Annotated in this window: 25 protein-coding genes and 1 tRNA gene; 10 read left to right on the top strand and 16 right to left on the bottom strand. The window is 67.2% G+C overall.

The annotated features are described in order from the left end of the window. Positions 1-93 precede the first annotated feature (93 nt). Positions 94-363 (top strand): usg protein, encoded by a 270-nt coding sequence (locus EV216_RS12430; protein WP_132695856.1) that lies wholly within the window; start codon positions 94-96, stop codon positions 361-363. Here EV216_RS12430 and EV216_RS12435 read toward each other — a convergent pair. Then, on the bottom strand, positions 350-862 hold the full coding sequence (locus tag EV216_RS12435) for a disulfide bond formation protein B (protein ID WP_243642069.1): 513 nt from the start codon (positions 860-862) through the stop codon (positions 350-352). The genes EV216_RS12430 and EV216_RS12435 overlap by 14 nt on opposite strands. Continuing rightward, on the bottom strand, positions 859-1437 hold the full coding sequence (locus EV216_RS12440; RefSeq protein ID WP_132695857.1) for a YqaA family protein: 579 nt from the start codon (positions 1435-1437) through the stop codon (positions 859-861). The genes EV216_RS12435 and EV216_RS12440 overlap by 4 nt, the downstream gene beginning before the upstream one ends. A 131-nt stretch (positions 1438-1568) precedes the next feature. On the opposite strand from EV216_RS12440, the gene EV216_RS12445 reads away from it, so the two are divergent. Continuing rightward, positions 1569-1652 (top strand) — tRNA-Leu (locus EV216_RS12445). A gap of 722 nt (positions 1653-2374) precedes the next feature. Next, positions 2375-2809: a hypothetical protein gene (locus EV216_RS12450; protein ID WP_132695858.1), complete on the top strand. Its 435-nt coding sequence runs from the start codon at positions 2375-2377 to the stop codon at positions 2807-2809. Positions 2810-2826: 17 nt separating this feature from the next. Here the strand turns inward: EV216_RS12450 and EV216_RS12455 are convergent, their stop codons facing one another. The 8 genes from EV216_RS12455 to EV216_RS12490 form a co-directional block, all read right to left on the bottom strand. Beyond that, positions 2827-3423, bottom strand: a complete 597-nt coding sequence (locus EV216_RS12455) for a nucleotidyltransferase family protein (RefSeq protein WP_132695859.1) — start codon at positions 3421-3423, stop codon at positions 2827-2829. Between the two features lie 373 nt (positions 3424-3796). Further along, positions 3797-5095 (bottom strand): branched-chain amino acid ABC transporter permease, encoded by a 1299-nt coding sequence (locus EV216_RS12460; RefSeq protein ID WP_132695860.1) that lies wholly within the window; start codon positions 5093-5095, stop codon positions 3797-3799. Beyond that, positions 5092-6102, bottom strand: a complete 1011-nt coding sequence (locus EV216_RS12465; protein ID WP_132695861.1) for a branched-chain amino acid ABC transporter permease — start codon at positions 6100-6102, stop codon at positions 5092-5094. The genes EV216_RS12460 and EV216_RS12465 overlap by 4 nt, the downstream gene beginning before the upstream one ends. Continuing rightward, complete coding sequence (locus tag EV216_RS12470; RefSeq protein ID WP_132695862.1) at positions 6102-6512, bottom strand: hypothetical protein; 411 nt, start codon at positions 6510-6512, stop codon at positions 6102-6104. The genes EV216_RS12465 and EV216_RS12470 overlap by 1 nt, the downstream gene beginning before the upstream one ends. 110 nt (positions 6513-6622) lie before the next feature. Next, positions 6623-7045, bottom strand: coding sequence for a hypothetical protein (locus EV216_RS12475; protein ID WP_132695863.1), 423 nt, complete (start codon positions 7043-7045; stop codon positions 6623-6625). 1 nt (position 7046) lies between these two features. After that, positions 7047-7757 (bottom strand): ABC transporter ATP-binding protein, encoded by a 711-nt coding sequence (locus EV216_RS12480; RefSeq protein WP_132695864.1) that lies wholly within the window; start codon positions 7755-7757, stop codon positions 7047-7049. Between the two features lie 69 nt (positions 7758-7826). Further along, the gene (locus EV216_RS12485) at positions 7827-8615 is read right to left on the bottom strand and encodes an ABC transporter ATP-binding protein (RefSeq protein WP_132695865.1); all 789 of its coding nucleotides are present in this window, start codon (positions 8613-8615) and stop codon (positions 7827-7829) included. Positions 8616-8715: 100 nt separating this feature from the next. Then, a complete protein-coding gene (locus tag EV216_RS12490) occupies positions 8716-9900 on the bottom strand; it encodes an ABC transporter substrate-binding protein (protein WP_132695866.1) in 1185 nt (394 codons plus the stop codon). A gap of 123 nt (positions 9901-10023) precedes the next feature. Between EV216_RS12490 and EV216_RS12495 the strand changes: the two genes are divergently transcribed. Beyond that, on the top strand, positions 10024-11160 hold the full coding sequence (locus tag EV216_RS12495; RefSeq protein ID WP_132695867.1) for a PQQ-dependent sugar dehydrogenase: 1137 nt from the start codon (positions 10024-10026) through the stop codon (positions 11158-11160). On the opposite strand, the gene EV216_RS12500 is transcribed toward EV216_RS12495, so the two are convergent. Continuing rightward, a complete protein-coding gene (locus EV216_RS12500) occupies positions 11130-11684 on the bottom strand; it encodes an antibiotic biosynthesis monooxygenase family protein (RefSeq protein ID WP_132695868.1) in 555 nt (184 codons plus the stop codon). The two genes, EV216_RS12495 and EV216_RS12500, sit on opposite strands and share 31 nt — an antisense overlap. A 228-nt stretch (positions 11685-11912) precedes the next feature. Next, the gene (locus EV216_RS12505) at positions 11913-12887 is read right to left on the bottom strand and encodes a GlxA family transcriptional regulator (RefSeq protein ID WP_132695899.1); all 975 of its coding nucleotides are present in this window, start codon (positions 12885-12887) and stop codon (positions 11913-11915) included. Between the two features lie 183 nt (positions 12888-13070). Here EV216_RS12505 and EV216_RS12510 point away from each other — a divergent pair, with 183 nt between their 5' ends. Further along, the gene (locus EV216_RS12510; RefSeq protein ID WP_132695869.1) at positions 13071-14441 is read left to right on the top strand and encodes a class II 3-deoxy-7-phosphoheptulonate synthase; all 1371 of its coding nucleotides are present in this window, start codon (positions 13071-13073) and stop codon (positions 14439-14441) included. 89 nt (positions 14442-14530) lie between these two features. Here the strand turns inward: EV216_RS12510 and EV216_RS12515 are convergent, their stop codons facing one another. Next, positions 14531-15148: a PAS domain-containing protein gene (locus tag EV216_RS12515; protein WP_165899238.1), complete on the bottom strand. Its 618-nt coding sequence runs from the start codon at positions 15146-15148 to the stop codon at positions 14531-14533. 174 nt (positions 15149-15322) lie between these two features. On the opposite strand from EV216_RS12515, the gene EV216_RS12520 reads away from it, so the two are divergent. The 3 genes from EV216_RS12520 to EV216_RS12530 are packed head-to-tail and all read left to right on the top strand — an operon-like array spanning position 15323 to position 17373. Then, positions 15323-16204: a YicC/YloC family endoribonuclease gene (locus EV216_RS12520; protein WP_132695871.1), complete on the top strand. Its 882-nt coding sequence runs from the start codon at positions 15323-15325 to the stop codon at positions 16202-16204. Positions 16205-16207: 3 nt separating this feature from the next. After that, positions 16208-16849, top strand: coding sequence for a guanylate kinase (gmk, locus tag EV216_RS12525; RefSeq protein ID WP_132695872.1), 642 nt, complete (start codon positions 16208-16210; stop codon positions 16847-16849). Further along, on the top strand, positions 16846-17373 hold the full coding sequence (locus EV216_RS12530) for a gamma carbonic anhydrase family protein (RefSeq protein ID WP_132695873.1): 528 nt from the start codon (positions 16846-16848) through the stop codon (positions 17371-17373). Before gmk ends, EV216_RS12530 begins: the two co-directional genes overlap by 4 nt. A gap of 79 nt (positions 17374-17452) precedes the next feature. Here the strand turns inward: EV216_RS12530 and EV216_RS12535 are convergent, their stop codons facing one another. Then, positions 17453-17725, bottom strand: coding sequence for a hypothetical protein (locus tag EV216_RS12535; protein ID WP_132695874.1), 273 nt, complete (start codon positions 17723-17725; stop codon positions 17453-17455). A 302-nt stretch (positions 17726-18027) separates the two neighbouring features. On the opposite strand from EV216_RS12535, the gene EV216_RS12540 reads away from it, so the two are divergent. Beyond that, positions 18028-19068 (top strand): ATP-binding protein, encoded by a 1041-nt coding sequence (locus EV216_RS12540; protein ID WP_132695875.1) that lies wholly within the window; start codon positions 18028-18030, stop codon positions 19066-19068. A 21-nt stretch (positions 19069-19089) separates the two neighbouring features. Here EV216_RS12540 and EV216_RS12545 read toward each other — a convergent pair whose 3' ends face one another. Next, entirely contained in the window at positions 19090-19278 is a 189-nt protein-coding gene (locus EV216_RS12545; protein ID WP_132695876.1) for a hypothetical protein, read from the bottom strand. A 365-nt stretch (positions 19279-19643) separates the two neighbouring features. Between EV216_RS12545 and EV216_RS12550 the strand changes: the two genes are divergently transcribed. Further along, the gene (locus EV216_RS12550) at positions 19644-20396 is read left to right on the top strand and encodes a LuxR family transcriptional regulator (protein ID WP_132695877.1); all 753 of its coding nucleotides are present in this window, start codon (positions 19644-19646) and stop codon (positions 20394-20396) included. Between the two features lie 427 nt (positions 20397-20823). Here the strand turns inward: EV216_RS12550 and tsf are convergent, their stop codons facing one another. After that, positions 20824-21699 carry a translation elongation factor Ts gene (gene tsf, locus EV216_RS12555; RefSeq protein WP_132695878.1) on the bottom strand — a complete coding sequence of 292 codons (876 nt, stop codon included), beginning with the start codon at positions 21697-21699 and terminating at the stop codon, positions 20824-20826. Position 21700: the final 1 nt, after the last annotated feature.

Below are 21700 nucleotides of genomic sequence, written 5' to 3' on the forward strand. Positions count from 1 at the left end.
AGCCGCGCGACAGGAGTGACAACATACTGTTTTCATTGAAAATAAACAGCGATTCGGCATCATTGAACCGTTAACGCAACAGGAGGTTCAAACGTGCGCCCGACCGAGACTGAGCTGATGCTGAAGGGCTATGGCCTGACCACGGCCGAGTTCTTCTACCGGATGCCCGATTACCGCAATGTGCTGAACACGTTCATCTGGCAGGATTACGACCTCGCCCCCGATCACCCGCGGCTGTTCAGGTTCATCGAGTTCTGGCAGGAAAGCATCGAGGGGCCGCTGCATTCGGTGCGTTTCACCCATCGCAAGATGATCTCGCCCGGGGAATGGCAGAACGTGGTCGGCGAGTTCACGCTGCACTAGATGACCGCGCCGCGCCTCGGCCGTGAAGGAACGCCCAGAGCCAGAGCCCCGCGAAGGCCAGCGAGATCATGGCATTGTAGCTGGCCATCGACAGGCCGAACATCTCCCACTGGACCTGGTCGCACAGCACGACCGGGCGGACCAGTGTCGGGTCGAGCATCTGTTCGGGCGTCAGTGCCTGGAAGCCCGCCGCATCGCCCGTGCACGAGGCGGGGCCGGGCCACCATTTCCGCTCGACCCCGGTATGGTAGATCCCAAGCCCGGCCGAAACGACCATCGTGACCGCGCCCGCCAGCGGCAGGATGCGCCCGCCCACCGCGATCGCCGCCATGCCCAGAAGCGTCGCGATCATGTGCGGCAGGCGCTGCCACAGGCACAGGATGCAGGGCGCGAGACCGACGATATACTGGAACCAGTATCCCGCCAGCAGGATGCCGAGCGATCCCGCCGCGGCAAGGAAGATCGCGCGGTTGCGTGTCATCGTCAGCATTCTGGTCATAGATATCTCACCGCGTAGAATCCGCCGAGCAGCAGCAGCACGAACAGGGTAAAGAGCAGGCCCATATAGCGCTCGATGAAGGCGCGGATCGGACCCCCGAATTTCCACAGCAGCGCGGCCAGCACGAAGAAGCGCAGCCCCCGTGCGATCACGCTGGCCACAATGAAGACGCCGAGGTTCAGCGACGTCAACCCCGACAGGATCGTGATCACCTTGTAGGGAAAGGGCGTGATCCCCGCGATCAGCACCGCCCAGGCGCCGTATTCGTTGTAGCGCTCGGAAAACGCGTCGAAATAGGCGTCCTTGCCGTAGAATTCCAGAACCGGGCGGCCCAGCGTCTCGAAGAAGCCCCAGCCGATCAGATAGCCCAGAAGCCCGCCCAGAACCGAGCCCAGCAGCGCGACGCCGGCGATCAGCCAGGCGCGCGAGGGGCGGGCCAGGATCATCGGGATCATCAGCACATCGGGCGGGATTGGGAAGACCGAGCTTTCCACGAAGGCGACCAGGAACAGCGCGGTCAGCGCATGCGGGTGGTCGGCCAGGGACATGGTCCAGGCATAGAGGCGGCGAAGCATTGGCGGGCGGTCCTCGGTTCGGTCCGGGTCCAGAAGCCACGGGGGCGATGCCGCGTCAAGACGAGGGCGCGCGCCCCGAAGCGGGCCGACCCGATTGACCCGCGCGCGGCCGCGCGCTAGAGCGGGGCGTGGCCCGAGTGGCGGAATGGTAGACGCAGGGGATTCAAAATCCTCCGCCGCAAGGCGTGCGAGTTCGACTCTCGCCTCGGGCACCACATCGAACGATCAGCGCAGGAATCGATTCGGCCCGGATCGGGGCGTCTTGCGGGGCTGTTTCCCCGGTGCGCCCAATCCTTGCGCCCCGCGCCGATCGGTTCCGTTTCGGCATCCGGGCAGGACGGCGGGCAGGGGAACCTGACCCAGAGTCGGCCGGGTCTTTGCGCAGCCGGGTTTGGACCGATTCTGGCGTCGATACGGTTCCGGCACGCGGCCAATGCCGGGTGCATGAGCCGTATTGTTCCGGCTTTTCGGACAATCGGCCGCGCTGCGGAAACAGTCGCGGACATCCGCCCGCCGACGCCCGCGGCGGTCCGGGGCAGGGCCGACCGTTCCCGCCCGGCTTTCGCCCTGTTTCGGCCCGATTTCCCTTGGGCCGCGAGTTCGGCCGCCATACCCTGACCGGGCCTTGCTGGGGGGACATCGGGCCTGGGCCATGGGGTGGCCGCATGACAAGGCCGGGGCGCCGTGCCTGTCCTGTCCGTCTATTCCGGCGGACGAGGGCAGGGGAAAAGTGCGGTGTCCCGGCCGGTTTCAAGAGGGGTGGGGGATCCCTCCATGCGGTTCGGCCGGGCGCCTCGATGTCTCGGGCTGACGGGGCAGGACCGGGTCGGCGTCAACGCCGTGCCCGGTCCGACCCATGTTGTCGCACCCGCTGGACAGCGGGGGCCGCTTGCAGGCAGTTTGGCAGCAGGGCCAAACGGGCAAGGCAGGGGCGGCGATGACCGACGAGACGGAGATCTGGCACCTGATGCCGGTCGCGATCCTCGCGATCCTGTGGAACCTTGCGGGCTGCGCGGATTATGTCCTGACGCAATATGGCGTCGCGCCCTATCTGCAGATCCTGACGCAAAGCAATGCCGAGTATTTCACCTCGCTTCCCTCGGCGCTGGACGGGGCCTGGGCGATCGCGGTCTGGGGCGGGCTGTTGGGGTCGGTGATGCTGTTCCTGCGGCTGGGCGCGGCGCCCTGGGTGCTGGGCGTGGCGGCGCTGGCCATGCTGGGGTCGGCGGGCTGGCTGATCCTGTTCGCCGTGCCGCCGCTTGTCGAGGTGTCGGGCCTGTTCGGGGTTGCCATGATCGCGGGCGCGGCCGGGATGGCGACTTTCTTCTACCTCTATGCCCGGCAGATGCGGGTTGCCGGGGCGCTGGGGTAGGGGCGCCTTTCTGCGCGTCAGAGGCCGGTCCGGGCACGCCAGGCGGCCCAGTCCTCGGGCGTGTCGAGGTCGAGGATCGCGCGGTCTCCCTCCAGTGTGCAGGTGCGCACGCTCTCGCCCGCAAGCACCGCGCGTCCCCCCGCATCGCCCTGCACCGTGCCAAGCGCGGGAAGCAGCCGGGCGGGAAAGATCACCGGATGGCCCGCCGTCCCGTCCGGGGCAGAGGCGCGCAGCACGCGGTCGGGGGCCTGATCGAAGGCCGCGAGCAGGTGCAGCAGATCCCCGGCGGTGATCCCGGGCATGTCGGGCAGCAGCACCATCAGCCCCCGCGCGCCTGCCTGATCGGCTGCCGCAGCCCCTGCGCGAAGCGAGGCCGCCATGCCCTCGGCGGCGTCGATCCCGGCAATGCGCACCGCCAGCCCCGCCAGGGCCGATGCCCGGCCCGCGCCCGCACCCTGCGGCAATGTCACCATCACCGGCGCCCCGGTGGCCAGCGCCGCGATGACCTGACGGCGCAGGACCGGCACGCCATCGACGGGCTCCAGCAGCTTGTCGCGCCCCCGCATCCGGGCCGAGGCGCCCGCGGCCGGCAGCAGGATCAGCACCTCGTCCATTCGACCTCACGCTGAGGCGCGGCGTGCGCATTGCCATTGGACCCCGGGAGGGACGACATGCAAGACTGCCCTTGCAGGATACTGATCGCAACTTGGGGATTGATGGCCAAGGGGGGCATATGATCCGCACGGCATTTCTTGTGGCGGTCTGGGTTCTGCCGATTGCTGTCTTTGCAGAGCCTGTCGCAAGTCCCGTTCCCCAAGCCGCGCGGGAACAGACCCTTTCGCCCGGCGCAGAGAAGATAAACAACGCGTCTTGCTGCAAGATCTGCCGTCAGGGGAAGGCGTGCGGCGACACATGCATCAGCCGCACACATAGTTGCAGAAAACCCCCGGGCTGCGCCTGCAACGGCTAGCACGCCGCCCCCGTTCCCTAGCGTTCGGGGATCAGCCCGCGCGGGCTGAAGCGCAGCACCAGAAGCAGGATCACCCCCATGGTCAGCAGCCGCATATGCGCCACGCTGTCCAGAAGATGCGCGCGCAGCGCCGAGTCGGCGGCCATGCCGCTGGTCAGCACCTCCATCAGGAAGGCGCCGAAGGGTTCGACCTGCACCCAGAGGAACCAGATCAGGAACCCGCCCAGAACCGCCCCGAAATTGTTGCCCGAGCCGCCGACGATCACCATCACCCAGACAAGGAAGGTGAAGCGCAGCGGCTGGTAGCTGGCGGGCGTCAACTGGCTGTCCAGCGTGATCATCATGGCGCCGGCCAGCCCGCAGACCGCCGATCCGAGGATGAAGATCTGCAGATGGCGTGCCTTGACATCCTTGCCCATCGCCTCGGCCGCCACCTCGTTGTCGCGGATCGCGCGCATCATCCGCCCCCAGGGCGATCTGAGCGCCATCTGGCTGAGCCAGATCAGCGCGATCAGCACAATGGCGAACAGCCCGGCATAAAGCAGCTTGACGTACAGCGTCGAGGCCGTGACCGGATCGAGCCCGAAGCCCGCGGCCCGTTCGACAAAACCCGGATCGGCCTGCAGGTCGACCTCGTAGGGGACGGGGCGGGGGATGCCGATGACGTTCTTGACGCCGCGGGTCAGCCATTCCTCGTTCTTCAGGACCGCGATCACGATCTCGGCGATGCCCAGCGTCGCGATCGCCAGATAGTCCGAGCGCAGCCCCAGCGCGGTCTTGCCGATCACCCAGGCCGCGCCCGCGGCCAGCAGCGCCCCCACCGGCCAGCCGAACAGCACCGGCAGACCCAGCCCGCCCAGATAGCCCGTCGCGGCCGGGTTCACCGCCTCGATCGCCGCCACGGCAGGGTCGAAGACCGCGCGGAACACGAAGAAGCCCGCCACCAGCCAGACCACCATCGCGAGCCCGCGCAGCGCGCCCCGCGCCATCCGTCGCCAGAGCTGGATCGCGCCCACGATCACGCCGACCCCGATGCCCAGCGCGAACAGGACCCGCAGCCCGCCCGCGGACCAGGACTCTCCCACGGGCGGCATCGCGACCAGCACCGCACCCAGCCCGCCCAGCGCCACGAAACCCATGACGCCCACGTTGAACAGGCCCGCATAGCCCCATTGCATGTTCACCCCAAGCGCCATGATGGCCGAGATCAGCCCCATGTTCAGGATGTTCAGCGCCGCGTTCCAGCTTTGCAGGTAGCCGGTGCCCAGGATCAGCAGGGCGACCAGCGCGAAAAGGGCCATGTCTCTGGGCTTCATACCGATTTCCCCCGGAAAATCCCCGTCGGACGGAACAACAGAACGATCACCAGGATCACGAAGCTGACCGCGAACTTGTATTCGGTCGACAGCAGTTGCACGAGCCCCTCGGGCGCCATGCCGTCAGGCAGCAGGTAGGTCAGCACCTTCTTCCAGGCATAGGTGATCGTCACCTCGGAATAGGCGATCAGGAAGCCGCCCGCGATGGCGCCCAGCGGATTGCCCAGGCCGCCGACGATGGCCGCCGCGAAGATCGGCAGCAGAAGCTGGAAATAGGTGAAGGCCTTGAACGACTTGTCCAGCCCGTAAAGAACGCCCGCCGTGGTCGCCAGGGCTGCCACGATGATCCAGGTGATCGCCACCACGCGTTCGGGATTGATGCCCGACAGAAGCGCCAGATCCTCGTTGTCGGAAAAGGCGCGCATCGACTTGCCGGTGCGGGTGCGGTTGAGGAACCAGAACAGCAGGGCGACCACGACCACCGCGGTCACGATGGTAATGGCCTGCGAGGTGCGGATCGCCAGCCCCTCGGCCAGCCCGGTCATCTCGCGGAAGGTGCGCGCGTCGATCAGGAACCGTGCCCCGTCGGCAAAGCGATGGTCGTCCGGGCCGATGATGAAGCGGACCAGACCGTTGAGGATGAACATCACCCCCATCGAGACGATCACAAGGATCACCGGCTTGGCCTTCTGTTCGCGGTAGAAGCGATAGACCGCCCGGTCCGTGCCCAGCAGCAGCAGCGCGGTGATCGCGATGCCCGCTGGCAGCGCCAGAAGCGCGGTCGGCAGCGGTCCCAGAGAGATCCCGGCCGCCTGCAGCGCCCAGGTCACCAGGATCGTCGCCATGGTGCCGAACGCCATCGTGTCGCCATGCGCGAAATTGGAGAAGCGCAATATGCCGTAGATCAGCGTCACCCCCAGCGCCCCAAGCGCCAGTTGCGCGCCATAGGCAGTTGCGGGGATCAGAACGAAATTGGCCAGCGCCACGACGGCGTTCAGGAAATCCATTACTCGCAGGTTCCGTGATAGGTGACGACGGTCGGCCCTTCGGCCATGTGCAGGGTGTAGCGTGCGGCGCCGTTGGTGACGACAAGATAGGACCGGGACGCGCCGTCGCCGCCCTGAAGGAACATCGTGCCGCCATCCAGGGTGCCGAAGGCGTCGACATCGCCCGAGACCGAGGACAGCACCACGCGGGCCAGCATGGTCCCCGCGCCCATCCCGCCGACGCGGCCGGTCACGTCCAGGGCGAAATCGGCGTCCGTGCAGGGTTCGGCCTCGTGGCATTCCCGGTCGAAGGCACAGGCCAGCGCGAAATCGTTGTCGGTGCTTGCGCCGTCCTGCGCGGCAAGGGGCAGGGGCGTGCCCAGCATCAGGGCAATGATCGCGCCCGTGGCGGCGGGATGGCGGTTCGGCATGGCTGTCCTCCTGGGCGGGCCGACGGGGTCGGCCGGCGGTGCTTGGCGCGTATCCGCCGATATCCTAACCGGATTTTCCGGTCGGGCGATCCCGAATGACGTACAGCGCATCACCGGCGCGCCTCGCAGCGGCCATGGATCGTGATCGCGACCGCGCTGGACGGGGACTCGGCGCCATCCAGCGGCAAGAGGCTGTGCCGGGTCAGAACGAAGCCGAGATCGTCGAACACCGTCATCGCGCCCGCACCCTGGCCGGGTTCGAGCGCGCCGCCCGCGGCCTGCACCAGCACGCCCGGCGCATCGTCCAGACGGCGGAACTCGAAGAACCGCTCGCCCTCGGCCGTGGTCAGGATCAGCTTGTCGCCCGTCTTGCGCGGTACTTCCATGGCATAGCCCAGATCGACCGGGTCGCAGACGCTGTCGACCCGCGTCACGCAGGCCAGGTCTGCCGTGCAGTCCAGCATGGTCGGCGCGGCCTCGGCCGGGATCGCAGGAACGGCCAGTAAAGCCATGAGAAGGAAGCGTTTTCCCATCTCAGCCCCCCAGGAAGGTGCGGCGCACCTCGGGATCGGCCAGAAGTGCCTTGCCGGTATCGGTATAGGCATTGCGCCCCTGCACCAGCACATAGCCCTTGTCGGCGATCTCCAGCGCCTGGCGGGCGTTCTGTTCCACCATCAGGATGGAAATGCCGGTGCGCGCGACCTCGATGATCCGGTCGAACAACTCGTCCATGACGATGGGGGAAACCCCCGCCGTGGGCTCGTCCAGCATCAGGACCGAGGGTTTCGTCATCAGCGCCCGCCCCACGGCGACCTGCTGGCGCTGGCCGCCCGACAACTCGCCCGCTGCCTGCCGACGCTTTTCCTTGAGGATCGGGAAGAGGTGATAGACCTCCTCGATCGTGCCCGAGATGTCGTCGCGGCGCAGGAAGGCGCCCATTTCCAGGTTTTCCTCGACACTCATCGAGGTGAAGATGTTGCTGGTCTGCGGCACGAAGGCCATGCCCTTGGCCACGCGGGCCTGCGGCGTCAGGGCGGTGATGTCCTCGCCGTTCAGACGCACCGCGCCCGAATGGACGTTCAGCATTCCGAACACCGCCTTCATCGCGGTCGACTTGCCCGCGCCATTGGGGCCCACGATCACCGCGATCTCGCCCTTTTCGACCGCCACCGTGCAGCCATGCAGGATGTCCGCGCCGCCATAGCCGCCGGTCATCCGGTCGCCGATCAGGAAAGGTTCACCCATCCGCGCGCGCCCCGTCCTTCTTCCTGGCAAAAATACCCAAATCCGCCCTTTCCGCCTGCGCGTCCCCGCTCAGGCCGTGCCTTCCGCCTTCAGCTTGTTCTTCAGCCCGGTGCCCAGATAGGCCTCGATCACCGCCTCGTTCTGCATGATCTCGTCGGCCTTGCCCTGGGCCAGCACCTTGCCCTCGGCCATCACGATCACCGGATCGCACAGCCGGCCGATGAAATCCATGTCATGCTCGATCACGCAGAACGTATAGCCGCGTTCGCGGTTCAGCCGCACGATGGCATCGCCGATCGTGTTCAGAAGCGTGCGGTTCACGCCGGCCCCGACCTCGTCGAGGAACACCACCTTGGCGTCCACCATCATCGTGCGGCCAAGTTCCAGCAGCTTCTTCTGCCCGCCCGACAGGTTGCCCGCCCGTTCATCGGCCAGGTGGTCGATGGTCAGGAAGTCCAGCACCTCGTCGGCCTTGGCGGCCAGCGCCTTTTCCTCGTCGGCCACGCGGCCACGCCCGAACCAGGCGTTCCACAACGTCTCGCCCGACTGGCCCGCGGGCACCATCATCAGGTTCTCGCGCACCGTCATGGAACTGAATTCATGCGCGATCTGGAAGGTGCGCAACAGCCCCTTGTGGAACAGGTCATGCGGCGGCAGGCCCGTGATGTCCTCGCCCGCCATCGTGACCTTGCCCGAGGTCGGCGGCAGCACGCCCGCGATCACGTTGAACAGCGTCGACTTGCCCGCGCCGTTCGGCCCGATCAGCCCGGTGATCGAGCCCGTGGCGATCTCGATCGAGGCGCCGTCCACCGCGTGGAAGCCGCCGAAATGCTTGTGCAGGTTCTCTACCCGGATCACGTTCCCATCCCCCGCGTTCTGGCGCGCGTGCTTAGCGCAAGGGGGCGGCCCGGAAAAGCCCCGGGCCGCCTGTCCTTTTGGCCAGTCGCCGTCCCGCGCCTCAGCGGAAGCGGTCGGTGACGAAGGCGCCGTCGGTGATCGTGTATTCGCGGAAATTGCCCGCGCTCTCGCCCGGTCCGATCAGTTCGACCGCGGTGGCCCCGACAAAGTCGATCTGCTCGCCCGCCGCGAGAAGCTCAAGCGCCTTGGCCAGGTCGCCGGGATAGATCTTCTCGCCCGGCTCGTTGGCGATATCCATGATCCGGTCCTTGAAATCGGCCGAGGCGGTCGAGCCCGCCGCATGCATCGCCAGCAGGATCAGCGCCGCCGCGTCATAGCTTTCGGCGACATAGGACGAGGTTCCGTCGAAGCCCGCCGCCGCCGCCATTTCCTGGATCGTCGCCGCGCCGGGGCTGTCGGTGCCGGGCACGGTGCCGAACGAGCCGTTCAGCTCGGGGCCGATCGCCGCGATCAGCGACTCGCCATACATCCCGTCGGGCAGGAAGAAGGTGTCGAAGGCGCCGGTGTCGATCGAGGCCTGGATCACGCCGCGGCCGCCCTGGTCGACATAGCCCGCGACCACCAGCATGTCGCCGCCCGCAGAGGCCAGCGCCGCGACCTCGGCCGAGTAGTCGGACTTGCCGTCCTCATGCGCGGCGACGATGGTCACGGTGCCGCCGGTCGCCTCGAAGGCGGCCTTGATCGAATCCGCCAGGCCCTTGCCGTAATCGTTGTTGGTGTAGGAGATCGCGACCGACCCCATGCCGCGTTCCTGCAGCACCTCGGCGATCACCTCGCCCTGGCGCGCATCCGACGGCGCGGTGCGGAAGAACAGCCCGTCATCCTCGGCATTCGACAGCGCGGGCGAGGTCGAGGAGGGCGAGATCATCACGATGCCGTTGGGCCGTGCCACGTTCTGAAGGATCGCGCCCGACACGCCCGAGCAATCGGCTCCGACGATGGCATGCACCTTGTCCGAGGTCACCAGACGCTCGGCGGTGGCGGTGGCGGCGGCGGCGTCCACACAGGTCGAGTCGCCGCGCACCGAGGTCACGGTCGCGCCGTCCATGAAGGTTCCGGCGGCGTTGATCTCGGCAATCGCCAGTTCCGCACCGCCCGCCATGGCCGGGGTGATCGATTCGAGCGGCCCGGTGAAGCCGAAGATGATGCCGATCTTGACCTCGTCGGCCGTTGCCGTCCCGGCAAGGGCCAGCGTGGCCGCGCTGGCCAGAAGCAGTTTTTTCATTGTTGAACTCCCGTGTTGGAATGAAATCCGCGGGGCAGACTAGTGGCGCCCGTATGAAAAGGGAAGGGAAACCGCGCCGCATCCGGGCTTGGCTTGACCAGGCTGCGTCCTAGGTTTCCCCGGATGCGACACCGTGGTTCCAGACCGATCCTGCGCCTTGCCGGGCTTGTGCTTGGCGCGGCTGCCCTGTTCCTGCCCTTGTCCGATCCCGCCCGCGCGCTGGACAGTTCCGCCGGGCCGCTGCGGATCGAGACCGTCGCCACCGGCCTGAGCGAGCCCTGGGCCATCGGCTTTCTGCCTGATGGCAGCGTGCTGGTGACCGAGCGGGGCGGACGGCTGGTGCGGATCGCCGACGGTGTGGCGGCCGAGGTCGCGGGGCTGCCGGATGTGGCGGCCGTGGGGCAGGGCGGGTTGCTGGACCTGCTGGTGCCGCGCGATTTCGCCGAAAGCCGCGAGATTTTCCTGAGCTATGCGAAGCGGCAGGGTCGGGGCGAGGGCACGGCGCTGGGCGTGGGGCGTCTGTCGGAGGACGGCACGCGGCTGGAGGGGGTTCGCGAGATCTTTGCCATGGCACCCGGGGCGCGGGGCGGGCGGCATTTCGGTTCGCGCATCGTCGAGGGGCCGGAAGGCCATCTGTTCCTGACCATCGGCGACCGCGGCGAGGATCGCAGCGCGCAGGATCTGGCGCGCCATGAGGGCTCGGTGCTGCGGCTCAACCGCGACGGCACGGTGCCGGGGGACAATCCCTTCGTGGGGCAGCCGGGCGCGCGGCCCGAGATCTGGTCTTATGGCCACCGCAACCCGCAGGGCGCGGCGCTGGACCTTGAGGGGCGGCTTTGGGTCAACGAACATGGTGCGCGCGGCGGGGACGAGGTGAACCTGATCGAGAAGGGGGCGAATTACGGCTGGCCGGTGATTTCCTACGGGCGGCATTATTCGGGCCGGAAGATCGGCGAGGGGACGGCGAAGCCGGGGATGGAACAGCCCGTGCATTACTGGGATCCGTCCATCGCGCCCTCGGGGCTGATGATCTATTCCGGGGCGCTCTGGCCGGAATGGCGGGGGCATCTGTTCTCGGGCAGCCTGAATTCCGGCTTCCTGTCGCGGCTGGACCCCGATTCCGGGTTCGCCGAGGAACGGCTGGAAGCGCCCCAGACCGGCCGGGTGCGCGATCTGCGCGAAGGCCCCGAGGGCGCGATCTGGTTCCTGTCGGTGACGGACGGGGCGCTTTACCGGCTTCTGCCCGAGACCGGGCAATAGGCGGGCGCCTCGGCCCGGTCGGTCATCGTGTAGTCGCGCGTGATCGCGAAGATGCGGACCTCGTCGGCGCCGCCCGACGCCATGCCCTCGGCAAGCCCCTGTGCCGCCGCGCCCTCTGTCGCCTCGGCCAGCGTCAGGAAGCGGCCCGGGCGCGTGACGCTTTCATGGCTGCGCCCGGATGCGGCCGGTGCAGGGCCATAGGCGGCGACCAGCCAGCGCGCCGCGCCCTCGGGCGGGTGGACTGCCTGGGGGCCGACGCGGATGCGGTAGCTTTCGAAATGGACCCGCTGGCCCGCCCATTGGCTGGCGCGGTGCGCGATGTCATGCCGCCAGGCGGTGATCGCGTCCTCGTCGGCCCAGATCTGGTGCGAGAGCAGGGCGTCAGGCGCGTCGAGCGGGCGGAAGCGTTCCAGACAGATCAGCCCGCGATGGCGCGCGAGGACCGGCCGCAGCCGGTCGACATGGGCGAAATAGGCATCCATGTGGCCCGGTTTCGGGCGGACGTCGAAGAACAGGCAATGCATCGGAGGCGTGGTCCCTGCTGACGGCTTCGGGTCGAGACTGGCCGGGACCGGCGGCCGGTGGCAAGAGACAAGCGGGGCATCCGCGGCGGGGGAGCGCTCCCGCCCCCGTCAGGCGCGGGGCTGACGCCCCGCTTGTCCGGGGTTGGGCGTGGCGCGGGCCTGCGGCCCGCGCGGGGGTATTTGGGCCAAGAAGAAGCACAGGGCGCGGGCAGGGGCAGGGGCGGGCGGTCAGTCCGCAATGGCGTCGCCGCGGCTGCCGCGTTCGCGATAGGGGGTGGTGGCGTAATGGGCCCGGTAGCATTTCGAGAAATGGCTGGGCGAGGCGAAGCCGCAGGCCAGCGCCACGTTGATCACGCTCATGTCGGTCTGCATCAGCAGGTTGCGCGCCTTGGCGAGCCGGAGTTCCATGTAATAGCGCTTGGGGCTGCGGCTGAGATAGCGGCGGAACAGCCGTTCGAGCTGGCGCGTGCTCATCCCCACATCCCGGGCAAGCGTCGCGGGCGAGATCGGATCCTCGAGGTTCTTCTCCATGACCTTGATGACCTGGGACAGCTTGGGGTGGCGCACGCCGATCCTTGTGGGGACCGAAAGCCGCTGGGTGTCCTGGTCGGTGCGGATCGAGGAATAGATCAGCTGGTCGGCCACCGCATTGGCCAGGTCCAGGCCATGGGTCCGGGCGATCATGGTGATCGCAAGGTCGATCGACGCCGTGCCGCCCGCCGTGCTCATCCGGTTGCCGTCGATCACGAAGACCGATTTCGTCAGTTCGATCTCGGGGAAATCCTCGGCAAAGCTGTCCTGGTTCTCCCAGTGGATCGTGGCGCGGCGCCCGTCCAGAAGCCCCGCGCGCGCCAGCGCATGGGCCGCGGTGCAAAGCCCCGCGATGACCCGGCCCTGGCGCGCCTCGCGCCTGAGCCAGCCCACCAGCCGCTTCGTCGTGGCCGCCTGCACGTCGATGCCGCCGCAGACCAGCACGATCTCGTCGCGGCCCAGCGCGTCGAGATCCATGTCGAGCGCGATCCGCGCACCGTTGGAACAGGTGGCCCAGTCGCCGCCCTCGCCCGCCAGGCGCCAGCGGTAGAGCGTCTTGCCGGACATGCGGTTGGCGATGCGGAAGGGTTCGATCGCACCGGCGAAGCTGAGCATGGTGAAGCGGTCGAGCAGGACGAAGACGAGATCCTGCGGGCGGCTGCCATCCGCCATCCCCCCGATCAGGTCGCTGTCCCGGGCGCCTGCCGCCACGTCCGCCTCCGCGCGCTAATTCGCTTCAGCGAAAGCAGGTTTGCCGGGGCGGATCAAGAGCGCCACGGGGAATTGATGGTGGCGGGAGGGCGCGCTTGCCCCTATAAGGCGCCACGGAATGCGACAGACCTGCGGAGCGAAGCGATGACGACCTGGCAGAAATCCGACTGGCGGTCCCGTCCCCGGGTGCAGATGCCCGACTACAGGGATGCGGCGATACTGCATGCCGTGGAGGACCAGCTTGCCAAGTATCCGCCGCTGGTCTTTGCGGGCGAGGCGCGCAACCTGACGGCCAAGCTGGGCCAGGCCGCGCGGGGTGAGGCGTTCCTGTTGCAGGGCGGCGATTGCGCCGAGAGCTTTTCCGAGTTCTCGGCCGACACGATCCGCGACACCTTCAAGGTGCTGTTGCAGATGGCGGTGGTGCTGACCTGGGGCGCCAAGCTGCCGGTCATCAAGGTGGGCCGGATGGCAGGGCAATTCGCCAAGCCGCGCTCGGCGCCGACCGAGATGCAGGGCGGCATCGAACTGCCCGCCTATCGCGGCGACATCGTCAACGGGTTCGACTTCACGCCCGAGGCGCGCATCCCCGATCCGGCGCGCATGTTGCAGGCCTATACCCAGGCCGCGGCGTCATTGAACCTGTTGCGCGCATTCTCGAAGGGGGGCTTTGCCGATATCCACCGGGTCCATGCCTGGACGCTGGGCTTCACCGACCGGGACGAGGCCGAGAAATACCGCGACATGGCCAACCGCATTTCGGACACGCTGGCCTTCATGACGGCGGCGGGGGTGAACGGCGACACGATGAACGGCCTGTCGACGGTGGATTTCTTCACCTCGCACGAGGCGCTGCTGCTGGAATACGAAGAGGCGCTTTGCCGGGTCGATTCCACCTCGGGCAACTGGATCGCGGGGTCGGGCCACATGCTGTGGATCGGTGATCGCACGCGGCAGGTGGATGGCGCGCATGTCGAGTTCTGTCGCGGCGTGATGAACCCGATCGGGCTGAAATGCGGGCCGAGCATCAGCGACGACGATCTGAAGGTGCTGATCGACAAGCTGAACCCGAAGAACATCCCCGGTCGGCTGATGCTGATCGCGCGGTTCGGGGCGGGGACGGTTGGCGACCATCTGCCGCGGCTGATCCGCGTGGTGCGCGAGATGGGGGCGCAGGTCGTGTGGACCTGCGATCCGATGCACGGCAACACGATCAAGTCGGCCAGCGGGTTCAAGACGCGGCCCTTCGACTCGGTGCTGCGCGAGGTGCAGGAGTTCTTTGCCGTCCATGCGGCCGAGGGCACGATCCCGGGCGGCGTGCATGTCGAGATGACCGGCAAGGACGTGACCGAATGCACCGGCGGCGTGCGCGCGGTGACCGACGAGGATCTGTCCTCGCGCTATCACACCGCCTGCGATCCGCGGCTGAATGCGTCCCAGGCGCTGGAACTGGCCTTCCTCGTGGCCGAGGAACTGGCGGCGCGCACGGGCGACAGCGCGGCGGCCGCAGCAGTTTGAACGAGTGGTTTGACCGCGCAGGAGAGGTGCCATAACCGCCTTTCCCGCAATCATTGACCGCGAAGGAGCGGTCGTTCGGCGGCGGCCTGTCAGGGGCGCGCCGAGAGCCCGCCGTCGATCACCTTCAGGGCGGGGCGGCCGGCAGGTGTGGCGGTGGGTCGATCGACCTCGGCCGCGCCCAGGATGCGGAACCTGCGCGGCGCGCGGCCGGGTTTGCCGACCGTGGCGAAGGCGCCCAGCATCCGGCGCGGCGCCCCGGGCTCGTCGCGCAGCGGCAGCAGCACCATGCCGCCGTAGAGCGCGGGCTGGCCGAAACGTGGCGGCGCGAACAGGCTGATCCGGACCGGCCCGGTCATCCCGACCAGAGCATCGGAAATCAACTGTTCGAGATGCGGCCGGGAATCGGGCAGGATGATCGCCGAAAGCGGCATCCCGCGCATATCCATGCCCATCACATCGCTGAGATGCTGGCCGGTCAGCCGCAGCCGCAGGTGGCGCGGCGTGATCGATTCGGCAATGAAGCAGTTCGACAGCGACCGGGAAAAGGCGCGCGGATCCAGCTCGGCCCGGCTGGGTGCGATACCGTTCGCATCCACCAATCCGCGCCAATAGGTCTCGATCTCGTCCAGCGCGGGCAAGGCGCCACCCGCGCGATACCCTGCCAGCGCAATCACTGCGGCCTTCAGGTTTTTCTCGTTCTCGGACATCTCGTCACCCTGATCACATCCATCCCGGCCGCCCGCCAGCCCACCGCGGCCGCCGTTGTCGGCCTGCGCGGGAAGTGCTAGTGCGATACAGCCCCCACGGGCCAAATATTGCCACAAAAAAGCCATGAGCGAGAGGAAAGTCTTCACCAATGGTTAACGAATATGCCTAACTCGATGACCGCCTTCGCCGCGCGCGGCGGGCAGGGGTATGGCCATGGCTGGACCTGGGAACTGCGCGGTGTCAATGGCAAGGGGCTGGATCTGCGGCTGCGCCTGCCCGAGTGGCTGCCGGGGCTGGAACAGGCGGCGCGGACGGTGGTTCAGGGGCGGATCGCGCGGGGCAGCGTGACGCTGGGGCTGAAGGTCCAGCGCGAGGCGACGGGGGCGGGGTCGGCGATGATCGACGCGCGCGCGCTCGAAGCGGCGCTTGTCATGCTCAGGAAGGTCGAGGCGGCGGCGGCCGAACACAATATGCGCCTGGCGGTGCCCAGCGCGACCGACATCCTGACATTGCGCGGCGTGGCCGACACCACGCTGCCCGAGGCCGCGACCGAGGCGCTGACAGCCGCGCTGCTGGCCGACCTGGACAGGCTGATCGACGATTTCGCCGCGATGCGCGCCGCCGAGGGCGAGGCGCTGGAGGCGCTTTTGCGCGATCATCTTGTCCAGATCGCCGAGCTGGTCGAGGACGCGGCCCGGGCCGCCGAGGCGCGGCGCGAGCACATGGCCGAATCGTTGCGCGCAAATCTCGCCCGGGTGCTGGACAATTCCGAGGGCGCCGACCCGGGCCGGGTGGCGCAGGAACTGGCGATGATCGCGGTCAAATCCGACGTGCGCGAGGAACTGGACCGGCTTTCGGCCCATGTCGAGGCGGCGCGCGCGCTGCTGGATGCGGATGGCCCCATCGGACGCAAGCTCGACTTCCTGATGCAGGAATTCAACCGCGAGGCCAACACGCTGTGTTCCAAGTCGCAATCCACGCCGCTGACCCGCATCGGTCTTGACCTCAAGCATGTGATCGACCAGATGCGCGAGCAGATTCAGAACGTGGAGTAGGGCATGGGGGCGCGGCGGGGTCTTCTCATCATCCTGTCCTCGCCGTCCGGCGCAGGCAAGTCCACGCTGGCGCGGCGGCTGCGCGACTGGGACCGGGATATCCTGTTCTCGGTCTCGGCCACGACGCGCCCGCCCCGGCCGGGCGAGGTGGACGGGCAGGATTATCATTTCCAGACCGAACCCGCCTTCAAGGCCGAGGTCGCCCGCGGCGCGATGCTGGAACATGCCTATGTCTTCGGCAATTTCTACGGCTCGCCCGAGGCACCGGTGCGCGCCGCCATCGAGGCCGGGCGCGATGTGCTGTTCGATATCGACTGGCAGGGCGCCCAGCAGATCCGCAACTCGGCCCTGGGCCAGCACACGCTGTCGATCTTCCTGCTGCCGCCCTCGATCGCGGAACTGCGCCGCCGGCTTGTGGCGCGTGGCCAAGATACGGCCGAGACCATCGCGAAACGGATGCAGAAAAGCTGGGACGAGATCAGCCACTGGGACGGCTACGATTTCGTGCTGGTCAACGACGATCTGGACGCGACAGAGGAAAAGCTGAAGACGATCCTGACCGCAACCCGCCTGCGCCGCAGCCAGCAGCCGGACCTGACGGCCCATGTCCGCGCGCTTCAGGCCGAATTCGAGGCCCTGCCATGACGCTTTACGCCCTTGACGGCATCGCGCCCACGCTTCCCGAGGATGGCGATTTCTGGGTCGCGCCCGATGCCAACGTGATCGGCAAGGTGATCCTGGGGCAGGGCGCCTCGGTCTGGTTCGGCGCCACGCTGAGGGGCGACAACGAACCGATCACGGTGGGGGCAGGGACCAACATCCAGGAAAACACGGTCTGCCACACCGACATGGGCTTTCCCCTGGTGATCGGCGAAGGCTGCACCATCGGGCACAAGGCGATGCTGCATGGCTGCACCATCGGCAACAATACCCTGATCGGCATGGGCGCCACGGTGCTGAACGGGGCGGTGATCGGCGACAATTGCCTGATCGGGGCCTGCGCGCTGGTCACCGAGGGCAAGGAAATCCCAGATGGCAGCCTGGTGATGGGCAGCCCGGCCAAGGTGGTGCGCCAGCTCGACGCGGCCGCGATCGAAGGGCTGCGCAAGTCTGCGCGGAACTACCAGCTGGCGATGCGCCGCTTCCGGGCCGGGCTGGCGGTCGCGTGAGGCCCCGGATTTCCCGATGCCCTGTCCGCTAGGCGTCCCAGAACGCCACCGGGGCAGGTTTGCCGCCCCCGATACCCGTCTAGATCCGGGCGCGCGGGATCAGTTCGACCGTCAGGCTGGGGCAAAGCTGTTCGATCTCGCGGCGGATCACGCCGGGGGCAGGCAGGGACGGGGTCACCACCATGTAGCGCCCGCGATAGCCCGCAAGCTCCAGCTGCGCGGCAAGATCCAGCGCATCGAACTGGTCGCCGACCAGTGGCGAGACCACATAATCGGCCCAGGGCACGCAGGCGAGCGCGGCATGCAGCAATGCGTAGGGCAGGCTTTCGCAGCGACCTGCGGAGAAGGGCATGCAATGGTTGGGGTGATCGTCTTGCTCAAAACCGACGAGCAGGGCCAGAGACGGCGCGACAGGCCGAACGACCCGCGCGTCGATTTTGAGGTGGCGTTGCTCCATGCAGGCCGCTCCACTGTGCGGCGCCATGGAGGCGCCTCGACTCAATTAAAGCTTGTCAACCTGACCTTTCAGACAGGCCGCAAAAGTCGTTATAGGGTCAATTCGACCCCCGCGCAAACCCCGATCACCATCGCGCCTGATTTCCGTTACGTCCGTTTTCGCCCTGTGGACGCAGAAACGCCTTGCGGAGCCCGCCCATGACTGCCGATCTCGCGCCATGGATCATTGCGGGCATGCCGTTTCCGGTCCTGCTGATCGACCGCACGGAACGTGTGCTGGCGATGAACTCCTCCGCGACGCAGTTATTCGGTGTGGCGGGCGCCGGGCGGCACTACATCACCGTATTGCGCCAGCCGGCGCTTCTGGATTGCGTCGAAGAGGCCCTGCGGCTGCGTCAGGCGCGCAAGGTGCGTTTCCTGACGACCGAGGTCACGCGGGAAGCCACTTACGAGGTCGTTGCAAGCCCGCTTGGCCCCGATGGCGGCGCGGGGGTTGTCGTGGTCTTCACCGACGTCACCGAGCGCGAGCAGATGGGCCAGATCCGGCGTGATTTCGTGGCCAATGTCAGCCATGAGTTGAAGACGCCGCTGACGGCCCTTCTGGGATTCATCGAGACCTTGCAGGGTCCTGCGCGGGACGATGCCGCGGCGCGCGCGCGATTTCTAGAGATCATGGGGCGCGAGGCGAAGCGGATGAACAGGCTGGTCAGCGATCTTCTGTCGCTCAGCCGGGTCGAGGCAGACGAGCGCGTGCGGCCGGATGCGCGGCTGGACGTCGCCGCCCTGGTGCGCAGTTCGGTTCAGACCCTGCGACCGATCGCCATCGATTCGGGGGTCGAACTCACCCACGAGGGGGCCGATGCGCCGGTCCATGTCCTGGGGGATTCGGACCAGTTGACCCAAGTATTCCAGAACCTGATCGAGAACGGCATCAAGTATGGCGCATCGGGCGGAAGCGTTCTGGTGCGCATGACGCAAAGCGAGCGCGAACTGGCGTTCCGCGGCCCGGGCGTGCGGATCGACGTGATCGACCGCGGCGAGGGTTTCGATCCGGTGCATATCCCGCGGCTGACCGAACGGTTCTACCGGGTCGACAGCCATCGCTCGCGCGAGATGGGCGGCACGGGGCTGGGGCTGGCCATCGTCAAGCATATCGTGAACCGCCACCGCGGCCGGTTCCGGATCGAGAGCATCGAGGGCAAGGGCAGCACCTTCACGGTCTTCCTGCCGGTGAACTGAGACCCGTCAGGCGGCGCCGGATCAGCCGCGCGTGTGCAGGCCCTCGATCAACGCATCGGTGGCTGCCAAGATCTCGGCGCGCATGAGTGCCACCGGCGTCGACCGCAGCAGGTCGATATCTTCGGGCGCGGCGTTCCGTCTGGCCGGGCATCCGCAACACGCGCCGCAGCAGGTTCGGTTCGGGGCGGGGGATCGGGACATGGACGCCATGACAGGTTTCCTTGATCGGCGCATCGGGAACAGCATGTCCGAGCCCCGCTGCGACCCTTAAATCCGATAATCAGTATTATGTAATATAAAGGACGCGGCGGAACTCTTTCAATCCATTGAGGTTCCAGGACGACAACGCCCTTGGCAAGACATCCGGCATATCCGAGACCGCGCCGCCCACCTGCCCGGGCTGTTGCCGGTCGGCCTCTCTAACGCGCAGGTTGCGGGTCGCGGTGCGTGGCCTCTCGACATGCTGCGCGCGTCCGGCCTAGAAATCCGGACCGGATTGAAGAAAGGGCGAGCGTCTTCGCACCGTCACTCGCGGTTCCGGGCGTCGTGCCGTTCCCTGCAACCATGGAGGTGCCATGCCACTCGAGCATCTCAAACTCATCGTCGCTGCCAAGACCGTTGAAGAGTTATGGGCCTGTCACACAAGACGGATGGCCGCCTACGGCTTCGACCGGCTGATATATGGGTTCACCCGGTTCCGCACCGCCAATTCCCTGGGCGACAAGGACGACCTGCTGGTGCTGTCCAATCTCAGCCCGGACTACATGCGGATCTTCGTCGACCGGGAAATGTATCGCGATGCGCCCATGGTGCGCTGGGCGGCCGAGAACGAAGGATACTGCAGTTGGCGCGAGCTGCGCGACCGCCGCGCGCTGGGCGCGTTGACCCCGGCCGAAGAGCGGACATTGGAATTCAATCACTCGATGGGAATCAATGTCGGATATTCCATATCCTTTCGGGACATATCGGCCCGCGCCAAGGGGGCGATCGGGCTGGTGGCGCGCGACGGGATGACGCAGGACGACGCGGATGCGGTCTGGGACGAGCACGGGGCGGATATCCTGCTGCAGAACGAGGTGATGCATCTCAAGGTCCAGAACCTTCCCTATCTTTCCACCCGCCCGCCGCTGACACCGCGCCAGCGCGAGGTGCTGGAATGGGTGGGCGACGGCAAGACCGCCCAGGATATCGCGACGATCCTGGGCGTGACGCCCGCAACGGTCGAGAAGCATCTGCGCCTTGCGCGCGAGACGCTGGATGTCGAGACGACCGCGCAGGCGGTGCTCAAGGCGTGGTTCCAGAACCAGATTTTCAGCACGCGGAACTGACTTGCGCGCGATTCGATCATCCCGCAACCGCGGCGAGTATGGATTCCCTCACTTCCTCGGCCGTGGGTTAAATGGCAATCATCTGCGTGTTCCGTGAGTGGTGGCCTTGGGCCAAGGAACTGAAGGGCTGGCATGACCCCTTGATTTAGGCGGTGTGTCTGCTCCCCGGGAGACCGGGACCAGCACGATGCGGCCTATACTCGGTCGCATCGTGTTATCCGCTTCGCGCGGTTCGACCTTTTGGGGGACGGTGGGAAGTGTGGGGGCGGTGTGGCCAAGGGGTGGCTGCACCGCCTCCGGCTTTGCCGTGCATGTGCCGAAGGCCGCCCCTTGCGGCATGTGACGTGTGCGTCCGAAACGACCGGGGGCGGCCAGGACCCCTGCCCCGACCGCCCCCAATTCGTTTGCCCCCGGGTCCGGGTGGCGATCAGCCCTGGACCGCCTTGGCGACCTCGGCTGCAAAGTCTTCCTCGACCTTCTCGATGCCTTCGCCGACCTCAAGCCGAGCGAAACCGGTGATCGTGGCGCCAGCCTCGGCAGCGGCCGCTTCGACGGTCAGGTCGGGATTCATCACGAAGGCCTGGCCCAGCAGCGTGACCTCGGACAGGTACTTTTTCATCCGGCCCTCGATCATCTTCTCGATGACCGAATCGGGCTTGCCGCTTTCGCGGGCGATGTCGATCTGGACCTGGCGTTCCTTCTCGATCAGCGCGGGATCGAGATCGGCCGCGCCCAGCGAGGCGGGGTTCGCCGCGGCAACGTGCATCGCGACCTGCTTGCCGAACGCCTCGTCGCCGCCGGTCATCGCCACCAGAACGCCGATCTTGCCCATGCCGGGCATGGCGGCGTTGTGGACATAGCTGACCACGGTCTCGCCCTCGATGCAGGCCATGCGGCGCAGCGTCATGTTCTCGCCGATGGTGGCGATCTTGTCGGTCAGCGTGTCGGCGACCGACTTGCCGCCCAGATCCGCGGCCAGCAGCGCGTCCAGATCGGCCGCGCCCATCGCCGCCTTGGCGATGCCCGCCACCATGGCCTGGAACTCGGCGTTCTTGGCCACGAAATCGGTTTCCGAGTTCACCTCGACGGCGACGCCCTTGCCGCCCGTGACCTCGACGGCCACCAGCCCCTCGGCGGCGGTGCGGCCGGATTTCTTGGCGGCCTTGGCCAGCCCCTTGGTCCGCAGCCAGTCGATGGCCGCCTCCATGTCGCCGTCGGTTTCGGTCAGCGCCTTCTTGGCGTCCATCATGCCCGCGCCGGTCCTGTCGCGCAGGTCTTTCACCATGCTAGCCGTGATTGCCATG

Origin of the sequence: Rhodovulum steppense, from assembly GCF_004339675.1 — a bacterium.
In the GTDB taxonomy this organism is placed as follows: domain Bacteria; phylum Pseudomonadota; class Alphaproteobacteria; order Rhodobacterales; family Rhodobacteraceae; genus Rhodovulum; species Rhodovulum steppense.